This window comes from [Clostridium] hylemonae DSM 15053 (assembly GCF_008281175.1).
Classification (GTDB): Bacteria; Bacillota; Clostridia; order Lachnospirales; family Lachnospiraceae; genus Extibacter; species Extibacter hylemonae.
In genome coordinates this window covers 202,105-228,238 of record NZ_CP036524.1, presented here as the reverse complement: position 1 = coordinate 228,238, position 26,134 = coordinate 202,105, and the positions used below count along the sequence as shown (strand labels likewise).

Below are 26,134 nucleotides of genomic sequence, written 5' to 3'. Positions count from 1 at the left end.
ATGGACGTACCCTATGTCGTTTCAATCCACGTTCCCACAAGGGGAACGACGCAAATATATCTAAATTCCAGCACAAAAAGACAAAGCTTTTTGTACTATACTACGAATTTCTTTAGATATATAATCATATTTATCTTATAGTCTAATACGCCTGATTGTTTTGTGCAACTTTTTTGGTGCGAATCTCCCGGGAATTTTATGTTCACTTCACATTCGCACTACAGACTCGGAATCTCATATACAGCACTTCTCTCATCTATCAACCCATATACGTTATGCCTCTGTCTTAATACTTATTACCCAGACAGCCCTCCCCTTCATAATTCTGAATGATATCTACTCAATTATACCATTATTACAGAATGAACAGTTAATTATTTTTGCCACAAAAAAGCCGCCAGCTCCTTAATAAAAAGAACTGACGGCTTTCAATATGATTCTTATTCTATTGACTATGCATTCTTGGCTGTGATAGCTGCCTGTGCTGCCGCTAATCTTGCGATCGGCACACGGAATGGTGAGCAGGATACATAGTTGAGGCCTAACTTGTTGCAGAATTCTACAGAAGATGGGTCTCCGCCGTGCTCGCCGCAGATACCGACATGAAGTTTATCATTTGCCGGTCTTCCTTTGGCAATAGCCATTTCCATAAGCTGGCCGACGCCTGTCTGATCCAGTTTGGCAAACGGATCGTTCTCAAAGATCTTAGCGTCATAATATGCATCGAGGAACTTACCTGCATCATCACGTGAGAATCCGAATGTCATCTGTGTCAGGTCGTTTGTACCGAAGCAGAAGAAGTCAGCTTCTTTTGCAATATCGTCTGCTGTCAGGCAAGCTCTAGGAATCTCGATCATCGTACCAACTTCGTACTTGAGGTCGCTTCCTGCTGCAGCGATTTCTGCGTCTGCTGTCTCAACAACGATCTTCTTAACATATTTGAATTCTTTGATATCGCCGATCAGCGGAATCATGATCTCCGGGCAAACGCTCCAGTCAGCGTGTGCTTTCTGTACATTGATCGCTGCGCGGATAACCGCTTTTGTCTGCATCTTTGCAATCTCCGGATAGGTAACTGCAAGACGGCATCCACGGTGTCCCATCATCGGGTTGAACTCATGGAGAGAATCGATGATCGTCTTGATCTGATCTACTGTTTTGCCCTGAGCGTCCGCAAGTTTCTTGATGTCTTCTTCCTCTGTCGGAACGAACTCATGAAGCGGCGGGTCTAAGAAACGGATCGTGACCGGATTTCCTTCCAGTGCTTCAAACAGTCCTTCAAAGTCTCCCTGCTGTACCGGAAGGATCTTCTCAAGCGCTGCTTCTCTTTCTTCTACTGTGTCGGAACAGATCATCTCACGGAATGCATCGATCCTGTCGCCTTCAAAGAACATATGCTCTGTACGGCACAGTCCGATACCTTCTGCTCCGAGCTCGCGTGCTTTTCTTGCATCTCCAGGTGTGTCGGCATTGGTACGAACCTTCATTGTTCTGTACTTGTCAGCCCATCCCATGATCCTTCCGAATTCACCTGCGATCGTAGCGTCAACTGTAGGAATCAGGCCATCGTAGATGTTACCTGTAGAACCGTCAAGGGAGAGCGCATCTCCTTCGTGGAACTCTTTTCCTGCCAGTGTAAATTTCTTGTTTGCCTCATCCATAGCGATATCGCCGCATCCGGATACACAGCATGTACCCATTCCACGCGCAACAACGGCTGCGTGTGATGTCATACCGCCGCGGACTGTCAGGATACCCTGCGCAGCCTTCATACCTTCAATATCTTCCGGAGATGTCTCAAGGCGGACAAGGATCACTTTCTCTCCTCTTGCAGCCCAGTTCTTCGCATCGTCGGCTGTAAATACAACTTTACCGCATGCAGCTCCTGGAGACGCGCCGAGTGCTTTGCCGATCGGTGTCGCAGCCTTGATCGCAGCAGCGTCAAACTGAGGATGAAGTAATGTATCTAAGTTTCTCGGGTCGATCATGGCAACGGCTTTTTCTTCTGTGATCATGCCTTCGTCAACAAGGTCGCAGGCGATCTTCAGAGCAGCCTGAGCTGTCCTCTTACCGTTACGTGTCTGCAGCATGTAGAGTTTCTTATCTTCGATAGTGAACTCCATGTCCTGCATATCTCTATAGTGGTCTTCAAGCTTATGGCAGATTCCAACGAACTGGTCGTATACTTCCGGCATAACTTCCTGTAACTGGTCGATCTTCTGAGGTGTACGTACACCGGCAACAACGTCCTCGCCCTGTGCGTTCATAAGGAACTCGCCCATGAGCTTCTTCTCGCCTGTAGCCGGATCACGTGTAAATGCAACACCTGTTCCTGATGTATCACCCATGTTACCGAAAGCCATCATCTGTACGTTGACAGCTGTTCCCCATGAGTAAGGGATATCGTTGTCACGACGGTATACGTTGGCTCTTGGGTTGTCCCATGAACGGAATACAGCTTTGATGGCTCCCATCAGCTGCTCCTTCGGGTCTGTCGGGAAGTCCTGTCCGATTTTTTCTTTGTATTCATCTTTGAACTGCTCAGCAAGCACCTGTAAATCTTCTGCTGTGAGGTCAACGTCCTGAGTAACGCCTTTTTCCTCTTTCATCTTGTCGATAAGCTCTTCAAAGTATTTCTTACCAACTTCCATAACTACGTCAGAGTACATCTGGATGAATCTTCTGTAGCAGTCCCATGCCCAACGCGGGTTTCCTGATTTATTAGCCAGTACTTCAACAACTTCTTCGTTAAGACCAAGGTTGAGGATCGTGTCCATCATACCTGGCATGGAAGCTCTTGCTCCTGAACGTACTGATACGAGAAGCGGATTCTCTTTGTCTCCGAATTTCTTGCCTGTAATCTCTTCCATCTTCGTGATGGATTCCATGATCTGTGCCATGATTTCGTCATTGATCTTTTCCCCGTCCTCATAGTACTGGGTACAAGCTTCTGTTGTGATCGTAAAGCCCTGTGGCACTGGAAGACCTAAATTTGTCATCTCAGCAAGATTAGAGCCTTTTCCACCCAGAAGGTTCCTCATGGTCGCGTTACCTTCTGTAAACATATAAACCCATTTTGCCATTTTCATGACCTCCTAAACTAATTTTACTTTCTAAGTCGCACATAATATTGTACTGTTTTTGACAGGGTTCGTCAACCCCTTAAACCCTAAGAAATCAAAAAAACAGGGGCCTTTGGCACTCCCATTCACAATTGCCGGAAACGGCATTTATCATGTCACTTTTTGTTGCAGCAAGAGAATAAATCATGTATAATATAAAAGCATTTCTGCATAATTTGCATAAAACGTAAAAGACAGGCAGAGGCCTGCAGCATTTAACAGAGAAATTGAGAGGAAAAGGATATGAACGTAGGAATATTAAAAGATATCAAGACGGGTGAGAACCGGGTCATCGCTACTCCTGTGGAAGTGGCAGGACTGGCCGCGGACGGTCACCGGGTCTATGTCCAGAAAGGCGCCGGAGCGAAAGCGGGCTTTCCGGATGAAAAATATGCCGTTGAAGGGGCTGTCCTGACAGATACCGCAGAGGAGATCTATAAAAGCTGTGACTTTATCGCCAAAGTAAAAGAGTTTGAACCTTCCGAATACGGACTTCTCCGGGAAAACCAGATCGTCTTTACATGTATCCATCCGGCCGCACATCCGGAGGAGGTGCAGGCGCTGCTTAAGAAGAAGGTCATCGCGTTCACCGCGGAGGACTCACATCGGTTCGGGTCTCCCAACTGCGAGGCCGCCGGCAAACAGGGCGCCCTTATGGGACTGGAATCCATGCTCACGATCAACGGAGGCAAAGGTAAGTTTGTCAGCGGCCTTGGCGGCGCGCTTGGCATGAAGGTACTTATCTTAGGCGGGGGAACAGTTGGGCAGGCTGCCCTCAGCGTACTGCACGCGCTCGGCGCCTGGGTGACCGTGGCGGACATCAGCATCGGAACGCTGCGCCGCCTCCAGAACGAATACAGGCAGAGTATTGATACGGTCATCTCAAGCCGTGAAAATATCAAAGCGCTTCTGCCTTCTGTGGATATGGTGCTCAACTGTGTAAAATGGCCGAAGGGCAGCACGGAGTATCTTATCACGAGGGAAATGGTACGCTCGATGGAACCGGGATCTGTCATCGTTGATATCAGCAATGACGAACAGGGCGCGCTCGAGACCTTCCATGAGACGACGCATGAGAATCCGCGTTATGTGGAGGAAGGTGTTGTCCACTACTGCGTGAGCAACATCCCGGGAGCGATCGCCAACTCTACTTCTGTAGCCTACGCCGCATCCGTACTGCCGCATTTCCGCAGCATACTGAATAACGGCGTGGCAGAGGCCTGCGCAAGAGACGGCTATCTCAGAAGAAGCCTGACCACCTATAAAGGGTATCTGACACACGAGGAGACGAGCGCGCTGCAGAACCGCCCGTGGATACGTCCGGAGGAAATCCTGGGAATCGCCGGCAGAGAACTGGACTTTGCGCCGCCTGCCACAGTCAGCCGGTCGGATAATTTTATAAAGTTAACGTAATAGAAGGAACTAAAGAGAAGGGGGATTTTAATTCTATATGGAAACAATGGGATTTATTTCAATCATACCGGCAATACTTGCTATCGTATTGTCTTTCGCAACGAGAAACACAGTTATATCACTTGCCATCGCGTGTATCACCGGAACGCTGCTGGCAGGCCAGGGTGTCTTCGGATTCCCGACACTTTTAAAAGAAAGTCTCGGAACTACAAGCTTTTCGTGGGTAATGCTCTTGAACACTTTTATCGGTATTCTCGTAGCCTATTTCCAGAAGACGGGCGCGATCCAGGGATTTTCCCAGAAAGTGCACGACCGCAATTTAAGCCGCAGGGGCGCACAGCTGATGGCGTGGGTGCTCGGGATCTTTATCTATTTCAGTGATTCATTCAGCCCGCTCTTTGTCGGCTCTGTAATGAGAAGCATAACGGACAAGGCCAAAGTATCCCGTGAAAAACTTGCCTACATCGCAGACTCCACGTCTGCACCTGTCAGTGTGCTCATGCCGATCACAGGATGGGCCGCTTACCTCATGGGGCTTGCCGTCGGCGTCGGATGTATTGTGGATGAAAAAGATGCGTCCGCACTCTTCTTAAAGGCAATACCTTTTAACTTCTATCCGATATTCGCGGTGATCTTTGTCGGTGTGATCGCTTCCGGCATCATCAAAGATTTCGGACCGATGAAAAAGGCTGAAAAGCGTGCGGTTGAAGAAGGTAAAGTGATCCGCGACGGCGCGACGCCGCTTATCGGAAAAGAACTCACAGAGATGCAGGCGTATCCGGGTCTGAAGCCGCGGGTGTTCCTGAACTTCATTTTCCCGGTTCTCATGATCATCAGCATCGCGATCGGCACCTACATAGCCTTCAGTTCTGCAAAGACGATGGAAGCCTTTTTGATGGTCGTTCTCTTTATGACCGTGAGCATGATGATACAGGGCATTCCATTTAAGGAAGTCATGAATACTCTGACAGACGGCGTAAAAGGCGCGCTGCCTGCAGTCATGCTGCTGGCTCTCGCCTATTCGGTCAACGCGCTGAGCTCACAGATGGGTACGGCAAATTATATCATCTCCCTGACGGAGGACCTGCTTACCCCGCACATGCTGCCGGCTATCATCTTCCTCGTGTCCGCTGTCATGGCATTTGCGACCGGCTCCTCCTGGGGAACTTTTGCGATCTGTATGCCTATAGCGCTTCCGCTGGCGTTCAGCTTTACAGACGGCACGCTCACACTGCTCGTGATCGCAAGCTTTGCTGCCGTTGCAGGCGGCGGAGTGTTCGGCGACCACTGTTCTCCTCTGTCTGATACGACGGTACTTTCGTCCACCGGAGCAGCGGCCGACCACATCGACCATGTGAAGACACAGCTGCCATACGCACTCGTGTGCGGCGGTCTTGCACTCATTGCTTATCTGATCGTAGGATTTGTGTTTGTGTAGAAGTTTACAGATCAAATAACAAAGCGCCCGGACTGCAGTCTTTCAGCAGTCCGGGCGCTTCTCATATTTGACGTTCCTACATTTCTTCTATAAATGCTTTATACCCTTTATAAGCTTCATATACATCCGCCTTGCTCGTGATCTCCCACGGTGCGTGCATACACAGTACCGCCACGCCGCTGTCTATCACTTCCATCCCGTAATTTGCCATAATATACGCGATCGTTCCGCCGCCTCCGGCGTCCACTTTGCCGAGTTCCGCAAACTGGTACGCAACATGTTTCCGGTCCATTGCCCTGCGGATCTCCGCCAGATATTCCGCATTCGCATCGTTGGAACCGCTTTTTCCCCTGCTTCCGGTAAATTTGTTGAATACAAGGCCTTTTCCGAAGAACGCAGAGCTTCTCTTTTCAAATGTCTCTGCAAACATCGGGTCAAATGCCGCGCTTACATCTGACGACAGCATTTTCGAGTTCTGAAGCGCGCGTCTTACTCTCAGATCGGAAGATCCGCCGGTCAGCGCGGTCATCTCCGCCACAACATTTTCAAAAAATCTGGAGTGCATGCCTGTCGCGCCTACGCTTCCGATCTCTTCCTTATCAACGAGTATACAGCACGCCGTCTTCTCTACTTTGTCCACATCAAGCAGCGCAAACAGGGAAGTAAAGGCGCATACGCGGTCGTCCTGGCCATATGCCATGATCATGCTCCGGTCGATACCGCAGTCCCTTGCATTTCCCGCCGGAACGATCTCCAGCTCTGCGGAGACAAAATCTTCTTCGGATATACCATAGGTCGTTTCCAGTATGCGAAGCACATTTGCCTTCACCGCATCTTTTTCTTCTTTTTCCAGGCTGCCGTCACTGCTGAGCGGGCGGCTCGCAAAGAGAAGGTCCAGCTTCTCCCCCTCGATGACGGCGTTCGCCTTCTTTTCCATCTGCTTGGACGCCAGGTGCACGAGCAGGTCTGTCACCGCGAATACCGGGTCTTCTTCTTTATCACCGATATGGATCTCAACGAGAGAACCGTCCGTCTTGGCCACAACGCCGTGAAGCGCAAGCGGAAGCGTTACCCACTGATACTTCTTGATGCCGCCGTAATAGTGGGTATCCAGATAAGACAGCTCTTCATTTTCATATAACGGATTCTGTTTTACGTCGATCCGCGGAGAATCGATGTGGGCGCCGAGAATATTCATTCCTTTTTCCAGCGGCTCCGTACCAATATGAAAAGCCGCGATGCTCTTTCCCATGCATACGGCGTAAACTTTATCTCCCGCGCCCAGTGTTTTCTGCCCGTCTATAAATTCTTTCAGATCCCGGTAGCCGTGTTCTCTGAGCATCTTTACCGCCAGCTTCACGCATTCACGCTCCGTTTTCCCCTCATCCAGACAGCTTTTGTAGGACCGGTTGATCTGTTCCAGTTCTACGCATTCCTCCGCGCTGTATGTCTTCCATGTATTGTCCTTTTCCATTGTAAAACACTCCTTTCCCTTGCTGCCTTAACATAAATACTGCAATGCCGGCGCACAATATGTTAACGTATTCGACTGCTGTCTAATACAATACCATATTATAGCATCTCCGTCTCCGGCAATTCTATACTTTTTTAGAATACTGCAGTTCTTTTAAATTATGGCTCGATAATGTGGAAGAAGAAATCGAACTTCACCATATGCTCTGTCAGCTTCTCCAGCACCTCCGGGTCTCCTTCCACCCGGATCACGCTCTTCTGCTGCTCCTTATCGTCATTGAGTATCGCAAACATTCCAAGCCGCGGCAGTGTAAGAGTCGCGTCTGCATCTAAAGCCCCGGCATTTTTCTGGTACAAGACTACGCCCGACTCCACCGTGAGAAGGTAAGGATCCTCATCTGTAAAGTTCAGATTGATCCTGAGGTTCACATCCTGCGCCTTGTTGGCATCCAGCAGAATACCGAGATAATCCAGCATCATCTCCGGTGTCATGGACTTCATGAGGTCAGGGCTTACGTTGGCCTTTATATCCGGATCAGCCTCGGTCCCCTCCCTGAGTTCCTTTGCTCCGGAAAGGTAGGCATTCCGCCACGTCCCGGATTCTGCCTGATAGCCGAGCTGTTCCAGGGCATCCGCGCAGAGGCTGCGCGCTCTTTCATTATCCGGCTCGGCAAATACGATCATGTTGGTGATCTCTGCCACCCACTGATACTCCCCCTTTTCATAATCTTCCTCTGCCTTTTGAAGCACCGCATCGGCATCGCCAAGATATTCCATATACTTTTTTGCCCGGTCTGTGGGCGCCAGCCTGTTCAGATTCACCGGATTTGCGTCATACCAGCCCATATAACGCTGGTATACGGCCTTGGAATTGTGCGCTACCGTTCCGTAATACTGGCGGGTATACCAGTTTTTTTCCAGACGTTCCGGAAGTGTTATCATGTTGGCGATCTCATCGGATGTATACCCTTCATTGATGTACATCAATGTCTGGTCATTGATAAACTTATACATGGCCGCCGTATCTTTCATATAGTTTCTGATCACGCCGTTTCCCCAGTGGGGCCAGTTGTGCGCCTGAAATACGACATCTGCTTCCTCCCCGTACAGGGTGACCGCCTCCATAATGTATTCTGCCCATGCATTTCCGTCCCGCACCTGTGCTCCGCGCAGTGTGTATAGATTGTGCAGGGTGCCCGTGCAGTTCTCTGCCATCCAGAGCGCTTTTTTCTGCGGAAACCATGTATTCATCTCCGCCGGCGCCTCTGTCCCGGGCGTCATCTGGAATTCCATCTCTACACCGTCTATGGTCCGTCTGTCTCCGGTCGCTTTTATAATATCATTGGGCGGGATATAAGATATGGTTCCTGTGGACTGTCCCATCCCGATCCCGATCGCCATCGCCCCCGTCTCACTGCTTTCAAGCATCGTTCCGTACTGGTATCCGGCCCGCCTGCCCATAGCATTGCCGGCATATACATTTTCACTGACCGCATGTTCTTCAAATCCTTCCGGAGCAATGACCGGTATGCGTCTCTCAGCCACTTCTTCCTCAGAGATAATTCCTTTGATGCCTCCATAGTGGTCCACATGAGGATGGCTCATCACGATGCCCACAACAGGACGCTCTCCCAGTTCTTCGTTCACAAGCTCCAGTGCAGCCTTGGAACACTCTGTACTGATCAGAGGATCAAAAACGATCCAGCCTGTCTCCCCCTGTATAAATGTAATGTTCGTCATATCATATCCCCGGACCTGGTAGATGCCGTCCGTCACTTCAAAGAGACCATAGAGATGGTTCATCTGGGTGCTGCGCCACAGACTCGGGTTTACGGTATCCGGCGCCTCCCTGTCTTCCAGGAAGGAATATGCCTTCTGGCTCCATACCGTCTTGCCGTTTTCGTCTTTGATCTCCAGCTCTGAAGGTGCCGCGAGCAGGTTCTTTTTCGCGAATTCCATCTCCTGTTTATCATCAAAGTCCAGAAGATCGTACACTTCCTCGTTATTTTTCTTTGTCATGCCGGTCGCTTTTTTTGCCTTTTTGGATGATCCTCCGTCCTTACCGCCGTTTCCTTCATTGCCCGGCGCTGCTGCGCATGCTGCCAGACTTACCACGCAGGCTGTCGTCAATATGCAGGACCAGATTTTCTTGTATTTCATAACTTGACCTCCTTCTTTCCCGTCCAACATAGACCCGGACAGTTCTGCGCCGCGCCGGAACTAACGCGGATCAGTTTGAACTCGATATTTAATCTATTAATTGTACTATTTAAAATACAGATACGATATTATACGGTATTAGATTTGTACAGCTTTTTTACACAGACCCGCTGAGGCAAACGCTCCGTCTTCCGCCCGGTCGCCTGATTTCTCCCCTAATCAGGCCAAAATACCTCATACAGTATTAGAAAAAGTATCCTCAAGGTGTAAAATATGATATACTGTATGCAAAACGCAGTGTACCGAAGCGTCAATACATCCAGGAGGAAGTCCAGCATGACAGGACAGGAAACGCCCGTATTTCTAAACGATAAATTCACCCCTAATCTGCTGCCGGAGGTGTGCGCCCCCAGACAGGCGCTTTTAAAAAAATATATGCACGCCGCACAGTTCCGCTTTATCTATGTCGGAGCCCAGGCCGGAAGCGGTAAGACCGTCTCTTCGCTTCTCTGGCTCAATTCGTGTGAACGCAGGACGATCTGGATCGGGCTCGACTCCTATGACAATGCCCCGTCCGTATTTTACAAGCAGCTGGCAACCGGGCTTTATTCCCTGCAGCCGGATAACAATGCCATGCGCGCGGTGCTGGTGGACCCGGATTTTTCTGCCTCCCCTGTGGAGCATACGATCCAGCTCATCGCCGAGATGGAACCACAGGAGGAGGCATTTGCGCTCGTCCTGGACGATCTGCATCTTATTACCAACGCAGAGATCATCAAATCACTGCCTGCTGTTATAAAACGCCTGCCTTTTAGTTTTGTTACTCTTATTCTCTCCCGGCATATCATTCCGGATGAATTCTCTACGCTTGTCAGAGATCCGCAGTCACAGATCATCACTTCCAGGCAGCTTCGGTTCACAGAGGCTGAGATCCTGCGGTATTTTGAGAGCCTGGGACGTACTCTCACGGCAGAAGAAGCCAATTTTGTCTATCTGGCCACGGACGGCTGGGCGATCGGGATCAATGCCATGGCCAAATCAGGACAGCTTCAGGACGAAGGGGAAGGATATGACTTTGCCCGCTATTTCAAGACGCAGCTCTGGGACAACTGGGAGCAGGACCTTCGAGACTTCTGTCTTGCCACTGCGGTGGTGGACGAGTTTGACCCGGAACTGGCAAATGTATTGTCGGGCCGGGAGGACGCTGCATCTGTCATGGAACACTTAAGCCGCACCAACTCCTTTTTGAGCCTTCTTCACGGGAATACCTACCGTTACCACCATCTGTTTCAGGATTTTCTACGGGAACGGCTTGTACAGGAACGTGTAGATGTGGGAGGACTTTATAAAACCGCCGCGCTTTATTACCGGGATCACAGTGATTATACGAGAGCTCTGAAATTTTCTCTGGACAGCGGAGATTTTAAGAATATAGACACATATCTTTACTTGTTCTTATTTGAGAATCACCGGGGATCTGTGGCTGACTATGCTGAATTTCTCCGCCCGTTTTTTGAAAAAGACTTTCCAAGACATGCATACAGAGAATCTCCTGTTCTGCACGTCCTGAGCGCCTGGTATTATTATCTCACCAGCAGGCACCGGGAATTTGCGGAGCATATGGATGCTATTATGCTTCATCTTCCAAAGATCGCAAAGACCGGCTCTACTTTCGTAGAGTTTTCCATGCTCGCTTTCAGTGTGGATTACCGGACAACGATACACAAAAAAATCAAGCAGTTCTCCATGTTCGGCCGCTTTGTAAAAAAATATACGCCTGAGGGACTTGCAACTTCTATCGCGTCGTTTACCCACAATCTGCCCTACATGCACCGCAGTAATTTTGATTATTCGGATCTTGCCCTGCCTCCGGATGTTCTGGATGATATCGACCATACCTTCGCGCCTCTTCTGGGCGCAGAATGGGTCTATATCAAGCCAGGCATACGCACCTGCTTTCTCTACGAACAGAACCGTATGGAGGAGGCGGCCCGGATGCTCAGGACGACACTGGACTGTCTGTCAGACAAAAACAAGACAGAGGGGCGTATCTGCGTGATCGTTCTGCAGCACAGCATCTTATGGCAGACTGGAAACATGAAAGAGGCAGACACTGTTTTAACCGGCCTCTCCAATCTTGTGGCAACGGAGGCGCAGTTTTTTGTGCCTAATTTAAAAGCATACACGGCAAAGCTGGCTCTTCTGGATGGAAATGCGGCTGCTGCCAGAGAATGGCTTGACAATTATTTTGTCGTTGACATGGAGCATGTGGAATTGTTCCGGGCCTTTCAGCATTTTACGACGGCGCGCGCCTACATAACGCTCGGTGAATTTGCAGAGGCGAGAAGATATCTGCTCCTTTTGAGAGAATATGGTGAAAATCTGAACCGTCCGCTGGACGCGGCGGAGGCAGGTGTTCTGCTTTCTGTCCTCGACTGGATCGAAGGAAATAAAAAAGAAGCCGCCCGTACCCTGCTTGCGGTGCTCGAAGATATGCAGCCCTATGAATTTATAAGGATCATCGCCGACGAAGGGGCCGCCGTACTACCGATCCTTAAGAAAGCTGCTGCCCTTATGGAAAAGGAAGACTACCGCGGACCGCTTAAAAGGCAGTTTATGAGTGAAGTCCTTCTGGCGGCACACGCCATGTCCAAGTGCCACAAAGGCATTGCCGCGCAGTTAGACAGCAGACGCCCGGTAAAGCTGTCAAAACAACAGACACTGATGCTCTCCCTTCTGTCACAGGGATATAAGAATGCAGAAATCTCCGACATTACAGGGCTTGCAATACCTACGATCAAATCCCACACTTCTATCGCCTATCACAAACTGGGGGTAAATAACGCTCTTGACGCGGTGCTTAAGGCGAGAGAACTCGGATTCATAGACTGAAAAATAATACAGGCTGCAGTCCTTATATAAAAGACTGCAGCCTGTATTGTCTGCCTGATCTGTTCTTATTTCAGTCCCATTTCACTTCTGACTTCTTTAAAGCATTTTACGATAAAATCAATATCTTCTTTTGTATGGCTTGCACATACCTGTGTACGGATCCTTGCCTTCCCCTTCGGCACTACCGGGAATGAGAATGCTACTACATATACGCCTTTGTCCATCATACGCTTTGCAAATTCTGCGGCCGTCTTCTCATCATACAGCATGACAGGCACACAAGGATGTGTTCCCGGAATGATATCAAAGCCATTGTCCACCAGTTCTTTGCGGTAGTAAGCCGTGACATCTTCCAGATGGTCACGCAGTTCTGTACTTTCATCCAGCATGTCGAACAGTTCGATGCTTGCTCCTGCGATCGCCGGGGCCAATGAGTTGGAGAATAAGTACGGGCGGCTTCTCTGGCGGAGCAGATCAATGATCTCTCTGCGGCCTGATGTGTATCCGCCGGAAGCTCCTCCGAGCGCTTTTCCAAGCGTTCCGGTAATGATGTCGACACGGCCCTGCACTCCGCAGTGTTCCGGAGTTCCGCGGCCTGTCTTTCCGACAAAACCTACGGCGTGGCTGTCATCGACCATCACGAGAGCATTATATTTGTCGGCAAGATCACATACGCCCTTTAAGTTGCAGATAATGCCGTCCATTGAGAACACGCCGTCTGTAGCGATCAGTTTCACGCGGGCGCCGGCCTCATCCGCCTCTTTTAATTTTGCTTCCAGATCTTCCATATCATTGTTCTTATAACGGAAACGCTTTGCCTTACAGAGACGCACTCCGTCGATGATAGAAGCATGGTTCAGCTCGTCACTGATGACCGCGTCGTCGGCTGTGAGAAGTGTCTCGAACAGTCCGCCGTTGGCATCGAAGCAGGAGGAATACAGTATCGTATCATCCGTTCCGAGGAAATCAGAGATCTTCTTTTCCAGCTTCTTATGTATATCCTGCGTACCACAGATAAAACGTACCGAAGCAACGCCGTATCCTTTATCGTCATATGTCTTTTTGGCCGCCTCTATAAGACGCGGGCTGTTCCCAAGTCCGAGGTAGTTGTTCGCGCACATACAGAGAAGTTCTCTTCCGTCCTCCATTGTTACTCTGGAACCCTGTGGGGAAACAAACGGCGCCTCTCCTTTAAAAAGTCCCGCCTCTTTTATTCCTTCCACTTCTTTTGTGTAAATACTTAAAATATCGTCTTTACGTGCCATTGGTATCAATCCTTCTTTCTTTATAATTTAATCATTCACATGTGCCCAGTCTAAGATCACTTTCCCTGACTGGCCGGAGATCATTGCCTCGAAGCCCTTTTCATAGTCTTTGATATCAAAATGATGTGTTATGATATCAGAGATATCGAGTCCTGCCTGAAGCATGGTAGACATCTTGTACCATGTATCCCACACTTTTCTTCCGTAAATGCCGCGAAGATTCAGGCCGTTGAATATAACTGTCTCAAGGTCTACTACAGCGTCAGTTCTCTGGAGTCCGAGAAGCGCGATCTTTCCGCCGTGCTTCATGTTGTGGATCATATCGGAAAGTCCCGGCTGGCTTCCTGACATCTCGAGTCCTACATCAAACCCTTCCGTCATGCCGATCTCTTTCATTACATCTGTTAGTTTTTCTTCTTTTAAATTGACGACTCTGGTCGCGCCGAGCTTCTTGGCAAGATCCAGGCGGTATTGATTCAGGTCTGTAACGACAACGTGCCGTGCGCCTGAAAACTTTACAATGGCTGCCGCCATGATTCCTATCGGTCCTGCTCCTGTAATGAGGACATCTTCTCCGAGCACATCATAAGAGAGCGCTGTGTGCGTAGCGTTTCCAAATGGATCGAATATCGCGTACATCTCTTCCGGTATCGCCGGATTACACGGCCATACGTTAGATGACGGGATCACGAGATATTCGGCGAACGCTCCGTTTCTGTTGACGCCGACGCCTTTTGCGTCTTTACAGTTTTCTTTATGGCCTTCCAGACAGTTGCGGCATTTTCCGCATGTGATATGGCCTTCGCCGGATACAAGGTCTCCAATATGGAAGCCCTGAACGCCGCCTCCCACTTCTACGACTTCTCCGACATATTCATGCCCTGCCGTAAGTCCTACCGGTATCGTATGCTGTGCCCAGTCGTTCCACTGATAAATATGTACATCTGTCCCGCAGATAGCTGTTTTATGAATCTTGATCTTTACGTCGTTTGGTCCGACTTCCGGAACCGGGACTCTCTTCATCCACAAGCCTTCTTCTGGTTTCTCTTTCACGAGCGCCCACATCATTCCGTCGTTTTTAATATCTCCCATGTTTAAAACCTCCCAATCTTATTACCGCCATCCCCAGACGGTTATTTTCGAGTTAATTATATCATTCATTTTATCCATATACAATGATGTATTCCAAGTTTTTTTATACGATTTACTTCATTTTTTGCACAATAAGTAAATTGGCTATGTTATTATTTACAAATCGCGTCAGTTAAATTATAATTTATATAGCATTATTCACAACTATATGAGATAATAGTCTCACGTTGGGGAAAACGAAACTAAAAGAAAGAGAGGAAAGCAGATATAACATGTAACAATATATCTGCGAAATGAGAAACATGAAAAACATTATTAACAAATGGAACAGTATCAGTCTTGTACTCAGGATCATCTGTGGATTGATTCTTGGTATTATCCTTGGCCTGGCAGTTCCGCAGGCGTCAGGAATTTCTATCCTGGGCCAGTTATTCGTAGGAGCACTGAAGGGCGTTGCGCCGATCCTGGTATTCTTCCTCGTTATGAGTGCTTTGTGCCGCATGGGAAAGGGCCAGAAGACAAACATGAAATTTATTGTCGTTCTGTATCTTCTCGGCAACCTTTTATCCGCACTTGTAGCCGTACTGGCAAGCTATGTGGCTCCTATCACACTGACGCTTACCGAAGCTGCCGAAAGTGACGTCGCACCTCCAAGCGGAGTTATCGAAGTATTGACAAATCTGCTTATGAACGTTGTGGCAAACCCGGTTGACTCTATCGTCAATGCGAACTACATTGGTATTCTTGCATGGGCAGTTATTTTCGGTATTGCTCTCAAGAAGGCAAGCGAAGGTACAAAGACAGCTCTCGACAATATTTCCGAGGCTGTTGCGCAGGCTGTTAAATGGATCATCAGTTGTGCGCCATTTGGTATCATGGGCCTTATTTTTGCAACGATCTCCACAGAGGGATTGGGCGCTCTGCTTACATACGGAAGACTGATCATGGTACTGGTAGGTTCTATGGCATTTGTCGCGCTGGTTATGAATCCGCTTATCGTATTCCTCTGCACAAAGACAAATCCGTACCCGCTTGTATTCAAATGCCTTTCAAGAAGCTTTATCACCGCGTTCTTTACAAGAAGTTCCGCCGCAAATATTCCTGTAAATATGGAACTTTGTGAAGATATGGGACTGGATGAAGATACTTATTCTATTTCCATTCCTCTTGGAGCAACGATCAACATGGCCGGAGCTGCTATTACTATTTCAACAATGGTGCTGGCTGCCGCACATACAATGGGGATATCTGTAGATTTCCCGACCGCTTTCATCCTTTGTGTATTATCCGCGCTGAGTGCTGCCGGCGCATCCGGTGTTGCAGGCGGTTCTCTTCTCCTGATCCCTATGGCCTGCAGCTTATTTGGTATCTCCAATGACGTGGCAATGCAGGTCGTTGGTGTTGGTTTCATCGTAGGCGTTATTCAGGATTCCTGCGAGACAGGCCTGAACTCTTCTACTGACGTTCTCTATACTGCATGTGCTGAACTGAGGGACAGAAGAAAACACCCGGAAAACTACACGACCGATATCAATATTCATGCAAAAAAGAGAAAAGCTGAAGCGTAAAAGTAAAAGCTGAAGTACAAAAGAATATTTTTATAAAGAAACCGGCATACAGCGCATGTATGCCGGTTTCTTACTGTTATCATTCCTCAGCCGAGATATGCGATGGCTTCTTCTCTTGTCAGCCAGATATGTATTCCTCCCGCCGAATCCAGAAAACGGTCAGGATTAAAATTTTCTGCATAGACCATCTCACCCGCTCGGTATACGAAGTTCTCATCCACGTATGAATGTGCCTCTTTATAGCTTTCACGATAATCCACACTTTTGATCGTCAGGACTTTCGCCTTGTCACATTTCACTTCATTCGTCGTGCCGGAGATCCTTCTTGCATCCTCCGGTACGAGAAGCTGGACGATACGTCTGCCAAAGCAGACCTTCCATCCGATAAAAGGCCCTTTTTCAGGGCAGTATAAGTGAAAATACTTCGTTTTATCATCTGTTTTAACATCTGTCAGAACTGTGTGCTCCAGAGCAGACGCAAACATATCTGCCCCGCGGATATCCGCACCAGTCATATCACACCCGCGCAGGTCTGCCGAATGCAGGTATGCGCCCGACAGATCAGTCCCTCTGAGCGAAGAACCGCCGAAAAATGCATTGTCAGCCTTCAGATATGCCATATTTGCCTTATCCAGGTTCACATTCCGTATATCGCTTTTATTAAAATTAATGTTATGTAGATCCCAGCCCGACAGATCCATGTCCTCCAGGAGCGACTCATGCAGATCAAGCTGCTCCCCCGGTCTCCGGTCTTTTATTATGTTCAAAAGCTCTCCCTCTGTTATCTTCCGAAGCATGTTTTCACCCTCCGTCCTTCTCTGTGATGCAAGATACATAAAGCCCCCTTCTGCCTCGTTCACGATCCGGCAAAAGGGGACTGACCTACAGTATCGTTATTTTATTTCTACCACTCAAACTTTTTCGCAAAGTAAGATTCCAGTTCTTCGATCTTTACTCTCTCCTGCTCCATTGTGTCTCTGTCACGTACTGTTACCGCGCCGTCTTCCTCAGATTCAAAATCATATGTCACGCAGAACGGCGTGCCGATCTCATCCTGGCGGCGGTAACGTTTGCCGATGTTTCCGCGGTCATCAAACTCACAGTTATATTTCCTGCTGAGCTGCGCATACACCTTTTCTGCGCCTTCGTTTAACTTCTTAGACAGTGGAAGAACACCAACCTTTATCGGAGCGAGCGCCGGATGGAAATGGAGGACGGTCCTCATGTCTCCGCCTTCCAGCTCTTCCTCGTCATATGCGCTGCACAGGAACGCGAGCACCATGCGGTCCGCGCCGAGTGAAGGTTCGATGACATATGGAATGTACTTCTCTTTCTTCTCATCATCAAAATAGCTCATATCCTGTTTGGACACATTCTGGTGCTGGGTCAGGTCATAGTTGGTACGGTCTGCAACGCCCCACAGTTCACCCCAGCCAAACGGGAAGAGGTATTCTATGTCTGTAGTCGCATTGCTGTAATGACTCAGTTCTTCCGGAGAATGATCGCGGTAGCGCACTTCATCGTCTTTTAATCCCAATGTCTCCAGCCAGTTCAGGCAGAACTTCTTCCAGTAATTAAACCATTCAAGATCTGTGCCTGGCTCGCAGAAGAATTCCAGTTCCATCTGCTCAAACTCTCTTGTGCGGAATGTAAAGTTACCGGGCGTGATCTCATTTCGGAAGGACTTGCCAACCTGGCAGATTCCAAACGGGATCTTCTTTCTGGATGTACGCTGTACATTCTTAAAGTTTACAAAGATTCCCTGTGCGGTCTCCGGACGAAGATATACGACACTCTTGGCATCTTCCGTAACACCCTGGAATGTCTTGAACATCAGATTGAACTCACGGATCTCTGTAAAGTTGTGTTTCCCGCAAGTCGGACATGGAACTTCATGTTCTTTGATGTAGGCTTCCATCTGTTCATGGCTCCATCCGTCAATGCTGTCACCGATATCAAGGCCATTGGCATGCGCGAAATCTTCTATCATCTTGTCTGCACGGAAACGCTCGTGACACTCCTTACAGTCCATCAAAGGATCGCTGAAGCCTCCGAGATGTCCGCTGGCCACCCATGTCTGCGGATTCATCAGAATCGCGCAGTCCACGCCTACGTTGTACGGAGACTCCTGAACGAATTTCTGCCACCATGCTCTTTTAACATTATTTTTTAATTCTACACCGAGATTTCCATAGTCCCATGTATTTGCAAGCCCGCCGTAAATCTCAGACCCCGGGTATACGAATCCTCTTGATTTCGCCAATGCCACAATCTTATCCATTGTTTTTTCTACCATATCCTCATCCTCGCCTTCTATAAGTTTCATAATTGTTAATTATTATACAGTTAACCAACCGCGTTTTCAAGCCCTATCGCACAATTGTTTCCAGTATTTCCAGTGATTTGAAGCGTTTTTCCACATAAACATCCAAATATGCGCGGACAATTTTCCCAAGCTGCTCCAGAACCTCCTCTTTAACCGCAAAGGTGTACAGTTTTTCAACCGGGGAGCTTATGATGTACTGCATCGCATAAAGCGTGGAAGCAAGCAGCTGTATGCCGTCACCGGTAATCTTCTGGCATTCGCTGCACACAAGCCCGCCTTTTGACACGCTGAACACCGCGGGGCGCTCTTTGTCTGCGCAGCGCACACATTCAAATACCTGGGGCGCCTCCCCGTTTACGGCCACTGCTTTCAGTTCAAATATGTACCGGACGAGCCGGTTGTCAAGGTGCGGGTTTGTCAGCGCGCGCAGTGTCTGATATAAAAGCTTTAGGAGAAGTGTCTCGTCGCTGTTCTCTCTTGCATAATAACCGGCAAAATCCAGAAAATAAAAGCCATAATACGCTCCCTCCACGTCCACCCGCAGCTCTGAGAAATAATTAGAAACAGAGGCTGACACCAGCGTATATGATGTCCGCCCCTCGTATACCGTAAACTCGCCGAAGGTAAACGGGCTTGTGACACCCACAAGCGCACTGTGGGGCTTTCTTGCCCCCCGCGCAAATGCAGATATCTTTCCCCGTTCCTTCGTCAGGATCACGACCCGCCTGTCATATTCACCTATAGGAGATGCGTGAAGCACCATGCCTGTCACCGTAATCTGATTCACTGATTCTTCCACCTGTCTGTCTTACGCCGCATGTCCCGTCCGTAGGAGCCGTATCGGCCTCACAACGGTCCATTACGTGGCGGCAGATATCCATCCCTTTATAATAAAGATAATCTGTCACCATTCCTGTCCTGGTAAATTTGTCCCAGTATCTGTCTTCCATGGAATCACCTCATCTTCCGTTTTATAAGCTTAGGTTCTCCCATGGCAGTGTCTTTTTATTCGTCTTCTCTGTATCCAAAATTTTTCATGAGAAACTCACTGTCCCGCCAGTCTTTTTTAACTTTTACCCACAGTTTAAGGTTTACCTGACATCCGAGCATTTTTTCAATTTCAAACCTGGCCGTGCTCCCGATCTTTTTCAACATATTCCCTTGTTTTCCAATTATTATCCCCTTGTGGGAATCACGCTCACATATTATAGTGGCATCTATATGCATTACTTTTCTGTTCCTTTTCATGCTGTCGACCGCCACCGCGATGCCGTGGGGAATCTCCTCATTCAGGCTGTGGAGCGCCTTCTCACGTATGAGCTCTGCCACGATCTGCCGTTCCGGCTGGTCTGTGACAGTGTCCTCATCATAGAACTGCGGCCCGTAAGGCAGGTATTTCATGACAACCGACATAAGCTCATCCGTGTTATCCCCGTTTCTCGCCGATACCGGCACTATCTCCGCAAAATCATAGATATCTTTATAAGCGGAAATGGCCTCCAGGATCTCTTCTTTTTTTACCATATCCACCTTGTTTATGACAAGAATGACCGGTGTGTTTACCTTTTTGAGCTGCTCCGCGATATGTCTCTCTCCGGCTCCGATAAAAGTGCTCGGCTCTACGAGCCACAGCACTACATCCACCTCATTGAGCGTGCGCTCAGCTATATTTACCATATACTCTCCGAGCTTGTTCTTTGCCTTGTGGATCCCCGGTGTGTCGACAAACACGATCTGCCCGTCCTGAAGCGTCAGCACCGTCTGGATCCGGTTGCGCGTCGTCTGTGGTTTATTGGACGTTATCGCTATCTTCTGTCCGATAAGATGATTCATAAGCGTTGACTTCCCTACATTCGGGCGGCCGATCAGTGTGACAAAACCTGATTTAAAATCCTTTTTCATACGTTCTCCTTTTTCATCCGGGACATGTTTCTTTGTCATTGGGGACGTGTACTTTTTAATTTTCCCCCGTCCCCTGCTGCCGTTACTATGTCCCCTGTCAGAAACTTGTGACTGTCTCAAACAGTTCTCTGTTCTCCTCTATCATTTCTTCGCTGCCGATAACGCAGAGCTGGTCTGCCTTCAGCACAGCTTCCACGACGCGGTACAGGGCACGGATATCGCCCTGTGTGGCATCCAGGATCTGATTGCGTTCTTCCCGTATCATATCCGCGCTGACTTTATTCATATACAGGCTCATGGAGCGGTCTCCCTTTGCGGCAGGCGTCATAGGCTGATCCAGATTGCTCATCGTGCCGATGATATATTTCGTCATATCCCGCTCGCTGACAGTAAAGTTCTTCAGATATTCAACGACCCCTTCGTACACTTCTATCGTCCGCTTCAGATTTGGGTCGCGGTAGGACACAAAGTATCCCTCCCCGATACGGTTAAAGTTGCTCATACATCCGTATGCGCCGCCCTTGACACGAATATTCTGCCAGAGATATTCGTAGCTTAGGATGACCTTCAATATCTGCAGCGCTCCGGTGTAGGAGGCGCCATTATCAATAAAGTTGCCAGTGCGCGCCACATACTGCACTTTGGACGCGGTCTTGAAGCCTTCATTCTTCTTCTCACAGTGAAGGACGCACGGCGTCTCATCCGGAGTCTCTTTAAAGAGTCTCTGCTTCAATCCCGCGGCCAGACTCTCCATCCCTTCAAGCCCTTCCCGCGAAGCTGTGTAGCTGAACATCATATTGTCCGGACGGAACAGTTGTCCTGCAAGATGATGTAAATGCTCTGCAAGCATGTCTTTGCTTTCCTCAAAATGCTCCTCGATATCGGCGATCTTTCTGTAAAACTCAATGCCGTTTGTCATATCTTTAAATCTGGCGGACGGAGACCCGTATGACATGGCCCGAAGCGCCGCCGTCAGATGCCCGGCAGACTGGAACCGCATGAGCAGCCGTGATTTTGCCATAGCAAGGATCTCTTTGATCCGCTTCGTGTCGGAAAGCTTTGATGCGGTCAGAATCTCTCCCATCATATCAAACGCCACCGGAAGCTTTCCGTACAATGCTTTTGCTTTGATCTCCAGCGTTGCCTTGAACGCTTTGCTTCGCACATCCGTGACATCGGAGTAAAGCTCCAGCGTAGTTCCGATGCCGCCTGTATGCATATTGATCTCGTTAAACAATTCTCCGTAGTCATAATGTTCCGTATCGATGATGCCGAGCACAGACTGAAGGATCCCGACATACGGAAGCTCTTCCGCCGGCACGCCGGACAGATCGAACAGAATATCCACATAACCGATGCCGTTTGTCTCTATTTCGTGAAAAACCGCAGGGATACCTGCAAATGTCATCTCTTCATTCAATATCGGCTCGATATCGCGGGAGATATCTTCCCGCTTCAGTACGGGAATACGGTTTAAGTCTTCCTCACTGTCTTCTTCTGACTGGTACGCTTCCAGTCTTCTCGTCCGTTCTGCCAGCTCCTCCACTTCTTCCCGGCTCAGGCTGTTCTTATACTGCTTAAGCTTACACTCCAGTTCCTGCTCCATCCTGGCGGTACGTCCTTTTTCCGGTTCCACGATCACAACAGCACCATGGGTATTGTCGAGCAGATATTTCTGGACAAGATCCTCATAGTACCTTGTCCCGACCTGTTTTTTCAGGAACTCAAATGTCTCAAGCGCCTCAATGTGGATAAACGGCCTGGAGTCATCATAAAGCCAGCTGTCCAGCATCTGCAGCCCGTACATAAGGCCTTTCGGATAATTTCCAAAATCAGCCTCACGGTAGCGGAATTCATGATAATTGATCCCTGCCTCCAGAGCCTTCGTATCAAGCCCCTTCTCTACAATACCGGTGAGCACATTCTCGATCACTTCAATAAACGCTTCCTTCTGTTCTGTATTGGCGTTCTTTGCGATCACAGAGAAAATCGGCTGGTAGATCCCATTGTCATAGGACCCCATAATATCCTTGCCGATCCCCGCATCGGTCAGTTCTTTCTTAAGCGGCGCTCCGGGGGCTGACAGCAGTGCGTAGTCCAGTATCTGAAAGGCCAGATACAGTTCCCGGTCCAGGCTTGTGCCTATGACTTTATTATAGGACAGATACGTATTGTCCTCCTGGGGCTCGTCACTGGCTATGGAGTACGGTATCGTCACTTCCTTCATCTGCTCAAACGGCTGCTGGAATTTAATCTCCGAATCAACACGCTCTGCGTCATAGTTACATAAATATTCCTTATCAAGCCAGTCCAGTTTTTCCTCCATATCCATATTGCCGTACAGATAGATGTAACTGTTGGAAGGATGGTAATATTTTCTGTGGAAGTCAAGAAACTGCTCATACGTAAGCTGCGGAATCACCTCCGGATCCCCGCCGGATTCATTTGCGTAGGACGTATCCGGGAACAGTGTGTTGAGAACGACCCTGTCGAGCACGCCTTCCGGTGAGGAGAACGCTCCCTTCATCTCATTGTACACAACGCCGTTATATTCCAGCTTCGCGTCCGCATCCTCCAGCTTATAGCTCCAACCTTCCTGCCGGAAGATCTCTTCATGCTCGTATATATTCGGATACAATACCGCGTCCATATAGACATGCATCAAATTCTGAAAATCCTTATCGTTGCAGCTTGCCACCGGATAGACCGTTTTGTCGGGATAAGTCATGGCATTGAGAAATGTATTCAGCGACCCTTTCACGAGCTCCACAAACGGATCTTTTGCCGGAAAGTTTTTGGAACCGCACAGTACGGAATGCTCCATAATGTGCGGTACTCCGGTGCTGTCGGACGGAGGCGTGCGGAAACCGACGGCAAATACTTTGTTGTCGTCATCATTTTCCACGAGCAGAAGCCTCGCGCCGCTTTTCTTATGTCTCAGCAGATAACCCTGCGATTTTATCCCCTCAAGCTTCTCTTCCTGTATCAAATCGTATGCATGTAAGTCTTTTACACTCATAACTGTCCATATTCTCCTTTCATCATTCAGGCTGTCTCTCCGTCTCCGGAGATATATCATTAGTATAGACCAATCTGCAGCCTGCTACACTGAGCATTATACCAGTTTTTCCCTTAACATGAAATAGCAGCCTTAAATTTTAGGCTGCTATTCATAAAACGCTCTCTTTTATTAACCAAAAAATGATTGAAATATATTCAGTATGAGACCGGCCGCAACTGCTACAGCCAACGCGGCCACTAAAATACGTGCGGCAGTACGTCTGTTTTTGTAAAACGGAGGAACAGATATTTCCTCTTCTGCCCCGTTCTCCGTCTCCCGGGAAGGAACCGGCGCCTCAATGCCGTCCACCAGTTCTTCCGCCCGCTTTACATCTGCTTCGTCCACGTAAAGGTCTTTTCCGAACACAGAATACCCCATGTAAACACTCATGTAGTCGCCGCTTTCCTTATCCCGTATCCAGCATTTTATACCGTTTCCTTCCAGAACGCCCGCGATCATCTGCGCATGAACGGCATTCTCGACAGATATAAGCTTTGCGGGACGCATTGCCTCCATCTTACCATCCTGAACGGAAGCGGACTTTACTACTGGTTCACACCCACGTTCAAGCCTTGTGCCGCATTCGGCACATACGGTGTACCCGTCACGGTATTCTTCTTTACATTTTGGGCAGTACATCACCACGCTTCCACCTCCAGTCTGTCTTCCAGTTCTCACATCCTATACTTTGTCCACGTTTCCGACCCTGATCACGAACAGAACAAGGAGCATTAAGACAACTCCCACCGGCAGCGCGATCCATGCCGACTGGACGAACCCGGCCACAATATATGTAACAAATGACACCGCAGCCACTGTGACCGCATACGGAAGCTGTGTGGTCACATGATTTACATGGTTGCACTGCGCCCCGGCGGACGCCATGATCGTCGTATCAGATATAGGCGAGCAGTGGTCGCCGCACACAGCTCCTGCCATACACGCAGAGATGGAGATGATCATCATATTCTCATTGCTTCCCGCAAATACCGCCACAACTATCGGTATGAGTATGCCGAATGTCCCCCATGACGTTCCGGTGGCAAACGCGAGGAAACAGCCTACCAGGAATATGATCGCAGGCAGCAGCGTCACAAATCCTTTGGCGCTGGACTTCATTATGGCTTCCACATATGCGGCGGCCCCGAGGCTGTCCGTCATCGCTTTCAGAGACCAGGCCAGTGTCAGAATAAGGATAGCCGGCACCATGGCCTTAAATCCATCCGGGATACAGGACATACATTCTCCGAACTTCATTACCCGCCTCACCACATAGAAGATGATCGTGAGGGCGAATGCAAAGAAACTGCCGAGCACAAGGCCTACAGAGGCATCACTCTGGGAAAATGCCGTGACAAAATCTGCGCCTGTAAAAAATCCTCCCGTATAGATCATACCGATGACACAGCAGATAATAAGAAGTATGATCGGGAATACAAGATCAATGACCTTTCCCCTGCTCTCCTCACCGGATTCCGGCTCCGCATTGGCATAAGGGCGGTCCGGCGTCGTGTACAGGTCTCCCTTTGCCGCGTTGATCTCATGCAGCCGCATCGGACCGTAATCCACTTTCATGAACACGAGGCCGAGCATCATGACGATCGTGAGAAGCGCGTAAAAATTGTACGGTATCGCGCGGATAAATATGGAAAGTCCGTCCTCCCCTTCTACAAATCCGGTCACCGCCGCGGCCCACGAAGATATCGGCGCGATGATGCACACCGGCGCCGCCGTGGCATCGATCAGATATGAAAGTTTTGCCCGGGATATGTTGTGCTTGTCTGTCACAGGGCGCATAACACTTCCCACAGTCAGACAGTTAAAATAATCGTCGATAAATATGAGTACGCCCAATACGATAGTCGCCAGCTGGGCGCCGACTCTGGATTTGATGTGTTCCGCCGCCCATCGGCCGAACGCGGCCGAACCGCCGGCCTTGTTCATAAGGCAGACCATAACGCCAAGAATGACCAGAAATACCAGAATACCGACGTTATAGCTGTCTGACAGCACACCGATGATTCCGTCCTGGAATACGTGCGTGATCGTCTTCTCAAACGTAAAGTTGGAATAAAATATGCCGCCCATCAAGATTCCGATAAACAGCGAACTGTATACCTCCTTTGTGATCAGCGCAAGTACGATAGCTACGACAGGCGGTATGAGCGCCCAAAAAGATGCGTACATATCCGGTACATACTCTGCCGCATCTTCCGCGGCAAATACAGTCAGTGAACTGCATGCCAGCATGAGCAGAAGAACGAGTGTCCCCCACACGATTTTTTTACTTCTTTTGTTCATCTTACTTCCTCTCTCTTCCCTTGTTTTCCCTGAGTTCCTGTGATAGGTATGCGCAAGACCACAAACACCCCACATCACAAAAACGCCATGAACAACGCTCTCGGGAGGCGCATTCACGGCA

General features: G+C 48.9%; 17 protein-coding genes. 4 read left to right on the top strand and 13 right to left on the bottom strand.

What is annotated here, in order from left to right; all coding sequences use genetic code 11:
* Positions 1–452: 452 nt before the first annotated feature.
* Positions 453–3,083, bottom strand: coding sequence for a pyruvate, phosphate dikinase (gene ppdK, locus LAJLEIBI_RS01015; protein WP_040435794.1), 2,631 nt, complete (start codon positions 3,081–3,083; stop codon positions 453–455).
* A gap of 282 nt (positions 3,084–3,365) precedes the next feature.
* Between ppdK and LAJLEIBI_RS01010 the strand changes: the two genes are divergently transcribed.
* Positions 3,366–4,535, top strand: coding sequence for an alanine dehydrogenase (locus LAJLEIBI_RS01010; RefSeq protein WP_006444417.1), 1,170 nt, complete (start codon positions 3,366–3,368; stop codon positions 4,533–4,535).
* 46 nt (positions 4,536–4,581) lie between these two features.
* Positions 4,582–5,973 (top strand): Na+/H+ antiporter NhaC family protein, encoded by a 1,392-nt coding sequence (locus LAJLEIBI_RS01005; protein WP_205689580.1) that lies wholly within the window; start codon positions 4,582–4,584, stop codon positions 5,971–5,973.
* A 76-nt stretch (positions 5,974–6,049) separates the two neighbouring features.
* On the opposite strand, the gene LAJLEIBI_RS01000 is transcribed toward LAJLEIBI_RS01005, so the two are convergent.
* Together LAJLEIBI_RS01000 and LAJLEIBI_RS00995 are read right to left on the bottom strand one after the other, a co-directional pair.
* Positions 6,050–7,447 carry an aminopeptidase gene (locus LAJLEIBI_RS01000; protein ID WP_006444419.1) on the bottom strand — a complete coding sequence of 466 codons (1,398 nt, stop codon included), beginning with the start codon at positions 7,445–7,447 and terminating at the stop codon, positions 6,050–6,052.
* Positions 7,448–7,605: 158 nt separating this feature from the next.
* Positions 7,606–9,606, bottom strand: coding sequence for an alkyl/aryl-sulfatase (locus LAJLEIBI_RS00995; protein ID WP_040435795.1), 2,001 nt, complete (start codon positions 9,604–9,606; stop codon positions 7,606–7,608).
* A gap of 336 nt (positions 9,607–9,942) precedes the next feature.
* Between LAJLEIBI_RS00995 and LAJLEIBI_RS00990 the strand changes: the two genes are divergently transcribed.
* On the top strand, positions 9,943–12,498 hold the full coding sequence (locus LAJLEIBI_RS00990; protein WP_006444422.1) for a winged helix-turn-helix domain-containing protein: 2,556 nt from the start codon (positions 9,943–9,945) through the stop codon (positions 12,496–12,498).
* Between the two features lie 65 nt (positions 12,499–12,563).
* Here the strand turns inward: LAJLEIBI_RS00990 and LAJLEIBI_RS00985 are convergent, their stop codons facing one another.
* Positions 12,564–13,763, bottom strand: a complete 1,200-nt coding sequence (locus tag LAJLEIBI_RS00985) for a glycine C-acetyltransferase (protein ID WP_006444423.1) — start codon at positions 13,761–13,763, stop codon at positions 12,564–12,566.
* Positions 13,764–13,790: 27 nt separating this feature from the next.
* Positions 13,791–14,855, bottom strand: coding sequence for an L-threonine 3-dehydrogenase (gene tdh, locus LAJLEIBI_RS00980; protein ID WP_006444424.1), 1,065 nt, complete (start codon positions 14,853–14,855; stop codon positions 13,791–13,793).
* A 302-nt stretch (positions 14,856–15,157) separates the two neighbouring features.
* Between tdh and sstT the strand changes: the two genes are divergently transcribed.
* Positions 15,158–16,423 carry a serine/threonine transporter SstT gene (gene sstT, locus LAJLEIBI_RS00975; RefSeq protein ID WP_149301996.1) on the top strand — a complete coding sequence of 422 codons (1,266 nt, stop codon included), beginning with the start codon at positions 15,158–15,160 and terminating at the stop codon, positions 16,421–16,423.
* A gap of 86 nt (positions 16,424–16,509) precedes the next feature.
* On the opposite strand, the gene LAJLEIBI_RS00970 is transcribed toward sstT, so the two are convergent.
* The 8 genes from LAJLEIBI_RS00970 to LAJLEIBI_RS00935 form a co-directional block, all read right to left on the bottom strand.
* A complete protein-coding gene (locus LAJLEIBI_RS00970; RefSeq protein WP_083790651.1) occupies positions 16,510–17,259 on the bottom strand; it encodes a pentapeptide repeat-containing protein in 750 nt (249 codons plus the stop codon).
* A 68-nt stretch (positions 17,260–17,327) separates the two neighbouring features.
* The gene (locus tag LAJLEIBI_RS00965; protein ID WP_040435797.1) at positions 17,328–18,719 is read right to left on the bottom strand and encodes a glycine--tRNA ligase; all 1,392 of its coding nucleotides are present in this window, start codon (positions 18,717–18,719) and stop codon (positions 17,328–17,330) included.
* Between the two features lie 73 nt (positions 18,720–18,792).
* Complete coding sequence (gene recO / locus LAJLEIBI_RS00960) at positions 18,793–19,536, bottom strand: DNA repair protein RecO (protein ID WP_040435798.1); 744 nt, start codon at positions 19,534–19,536, stop codon at positions 18,793–18,795.
* Positions 19,484–19,699: a hypothetical protein gene (locus LAJLEIBI_RS00955; protein WP_006444429.1), complete on the bottom strand. Its 216-nt coding sequence runs from the start codon at positions 19,697–19,699 to the stop codon at positions 19,484–19,486. Before LAJLEIBI_RS00955 ends, recO begins: the two co-directional genes overlap by 53 nt.
* A 55-nt stretch (positions 19,700–19,754) precedes the next feature.
* Positions 19,755–20,651, bottom strand: coding sequence for a GTPase Era (gene era / locus LAJLEIBI_RS00950; protein ID WP_040435907.1), 897 nt, complete (start codon positions 20,649–20,651; stop codon positions 19,755–19,757).
* A gap of 97 nt (positions 20,652–20,748) precedes the next feature.
* Positions 20,749–23,670, bottom strand: coding sequence for an insulinase family protein (locus LAJLEIBI_RS00945; RefSeq protein ID WP_006444431.1), 2,922 nt, complete (start codon positions 23,668–23,670; stop codon positions 20,749–20,751).
* A gap of 171 nt (positions 23,671–23,841) precedes the next feature.
* Entirely contained in the window at positions 23,842–24,351 is a 510-nt protein-coding gene (locus LAJLEIBI_RS00940) for a putative signal transducing protein (RefSeq protein ID WP_006444432.1), read from the bottom strand.
* Positions 24,352–24,393: 42 nt separating this feature from the next.
* A complete protein-coding gene (locus LAJLEIBI_RS00935) occupies positions 24,394–25,962 on the bottom strand; it encodes a Na+/H+ antiporter NhaC family protein (protein ID WP_455570308.1) in 1,569 nt (522 codons plus the stop codon).
* Between the last annotated feature and the right edge of the window lie 172 nt (positions 25,963–26,134).

Coding starts and splice junctions, on each gene's coding strand:
- ppdK (WP_040435794.1), bottom strand. CDS start 3,083: ATGGCAAAATGGGTTTATATGTTTACAGAAGGTAACGCGACCATGAGG.
- LAJLEIBI_RS01010 (WP_006444417.1), top strand. CDS start 3,366: ATGAACGTAGGAATATTAAAAGATATCAAGACGGGTGAGAACCGGGTC.
- LAJLEIBI_RS01005 (WP_205689580.1), top strand. CDS start 4,582: ATGGGATTTATTTCAATCATACCGGCAATACTTGCTATCGTATTGTCT.
- LAJLEIBI_RS01000 (WP_006444419.1), bottom strand. CDS start 7,447: ATGGAAAAGGACAATACATGGAAGACATACAGCGCGGAGGAATGCGTA.
- LAJLEIBI_RS00995 (WP_040435795.1), bottom strand. CDS start 9,606: ATGAAATACAAGAAAATCTGGTCCTGCATATTGACGACAGCCTGCGTG.
- LAJLEIBI_RS00990 (WP_006444422.1), top strand. CDS start 9,943: ATGACAGGACAGGAAACGCCCGTATTTCTAAACGATAAATTCACCCCT.
- LAJLEIBI_RS00985 (WP_006444423.1), bottom strand. CDS start 13,763: ATGGCACGTAAAGACGATATTTTAAGTATTTACACAAAAGAAGTGGAA.
- tdh (WP_006444424.1), bottom strand. CDS start 14,855: ATGGGAGATATTAAAAACGACGGAATGATGTGGGCGCTCGTGAAAGAG.
- sstT (WP_149301996.1), top strand. CDS start 15,158: ATGAAAAACATTATTAACAAATGGAACAGTATCAGTCTTGTACTCAGG.
- LAJLEIBI_RS00970 (WP_083790651.1), bottom strand. CDS start 17,259: ATGTATCTTGCATCACAGAGAAGGACGGAGGGTGAAAACATGCTTCGG.
- LAJLEIBI_RS00965 (WP_040435797.1), bottom strand. CDS start 18,719: ATGGTAGAAAAAACAATGGATAAGATTGTGGCATTGGCGAAATCAAGA.
- LAJLEIBI_RS00955 (WP_006444429.1), bottom strand. CDS start 19,699: ATGGAAGACAGATACTGGGACAAATTTACCAGGACAGGAATGGTGACA.
- era (WP_040435907.1), bottom strand. CDS start 20,651: ATGAAAAAGGATTTTAAATCAGGTTTTGTCACACTGATCGGCCGCCCG.
- LAJLEIBI_RS00945 (WP_006444431.1), bottom strand. CDS start 23,670: ATGAGTGTAAAAGACTTACATGCATACGATTTGATACAGGAAGAGAAG.
- LAJLEIBI_RS00940 (WP_006444432.1), bottom strand. CDS start 24,351: ATGTACTGCCCAAAATGTAAAGAAGAATACCGTGACGGGTACACCGTA.
- LAJLEIBI_RS00935 (WP_455570308.1), bottom strand. CDS start 25,962: ATGCTGGCATGCAGTTCACTGACTGTATTTGCCGCGGAAGATGCGGCA.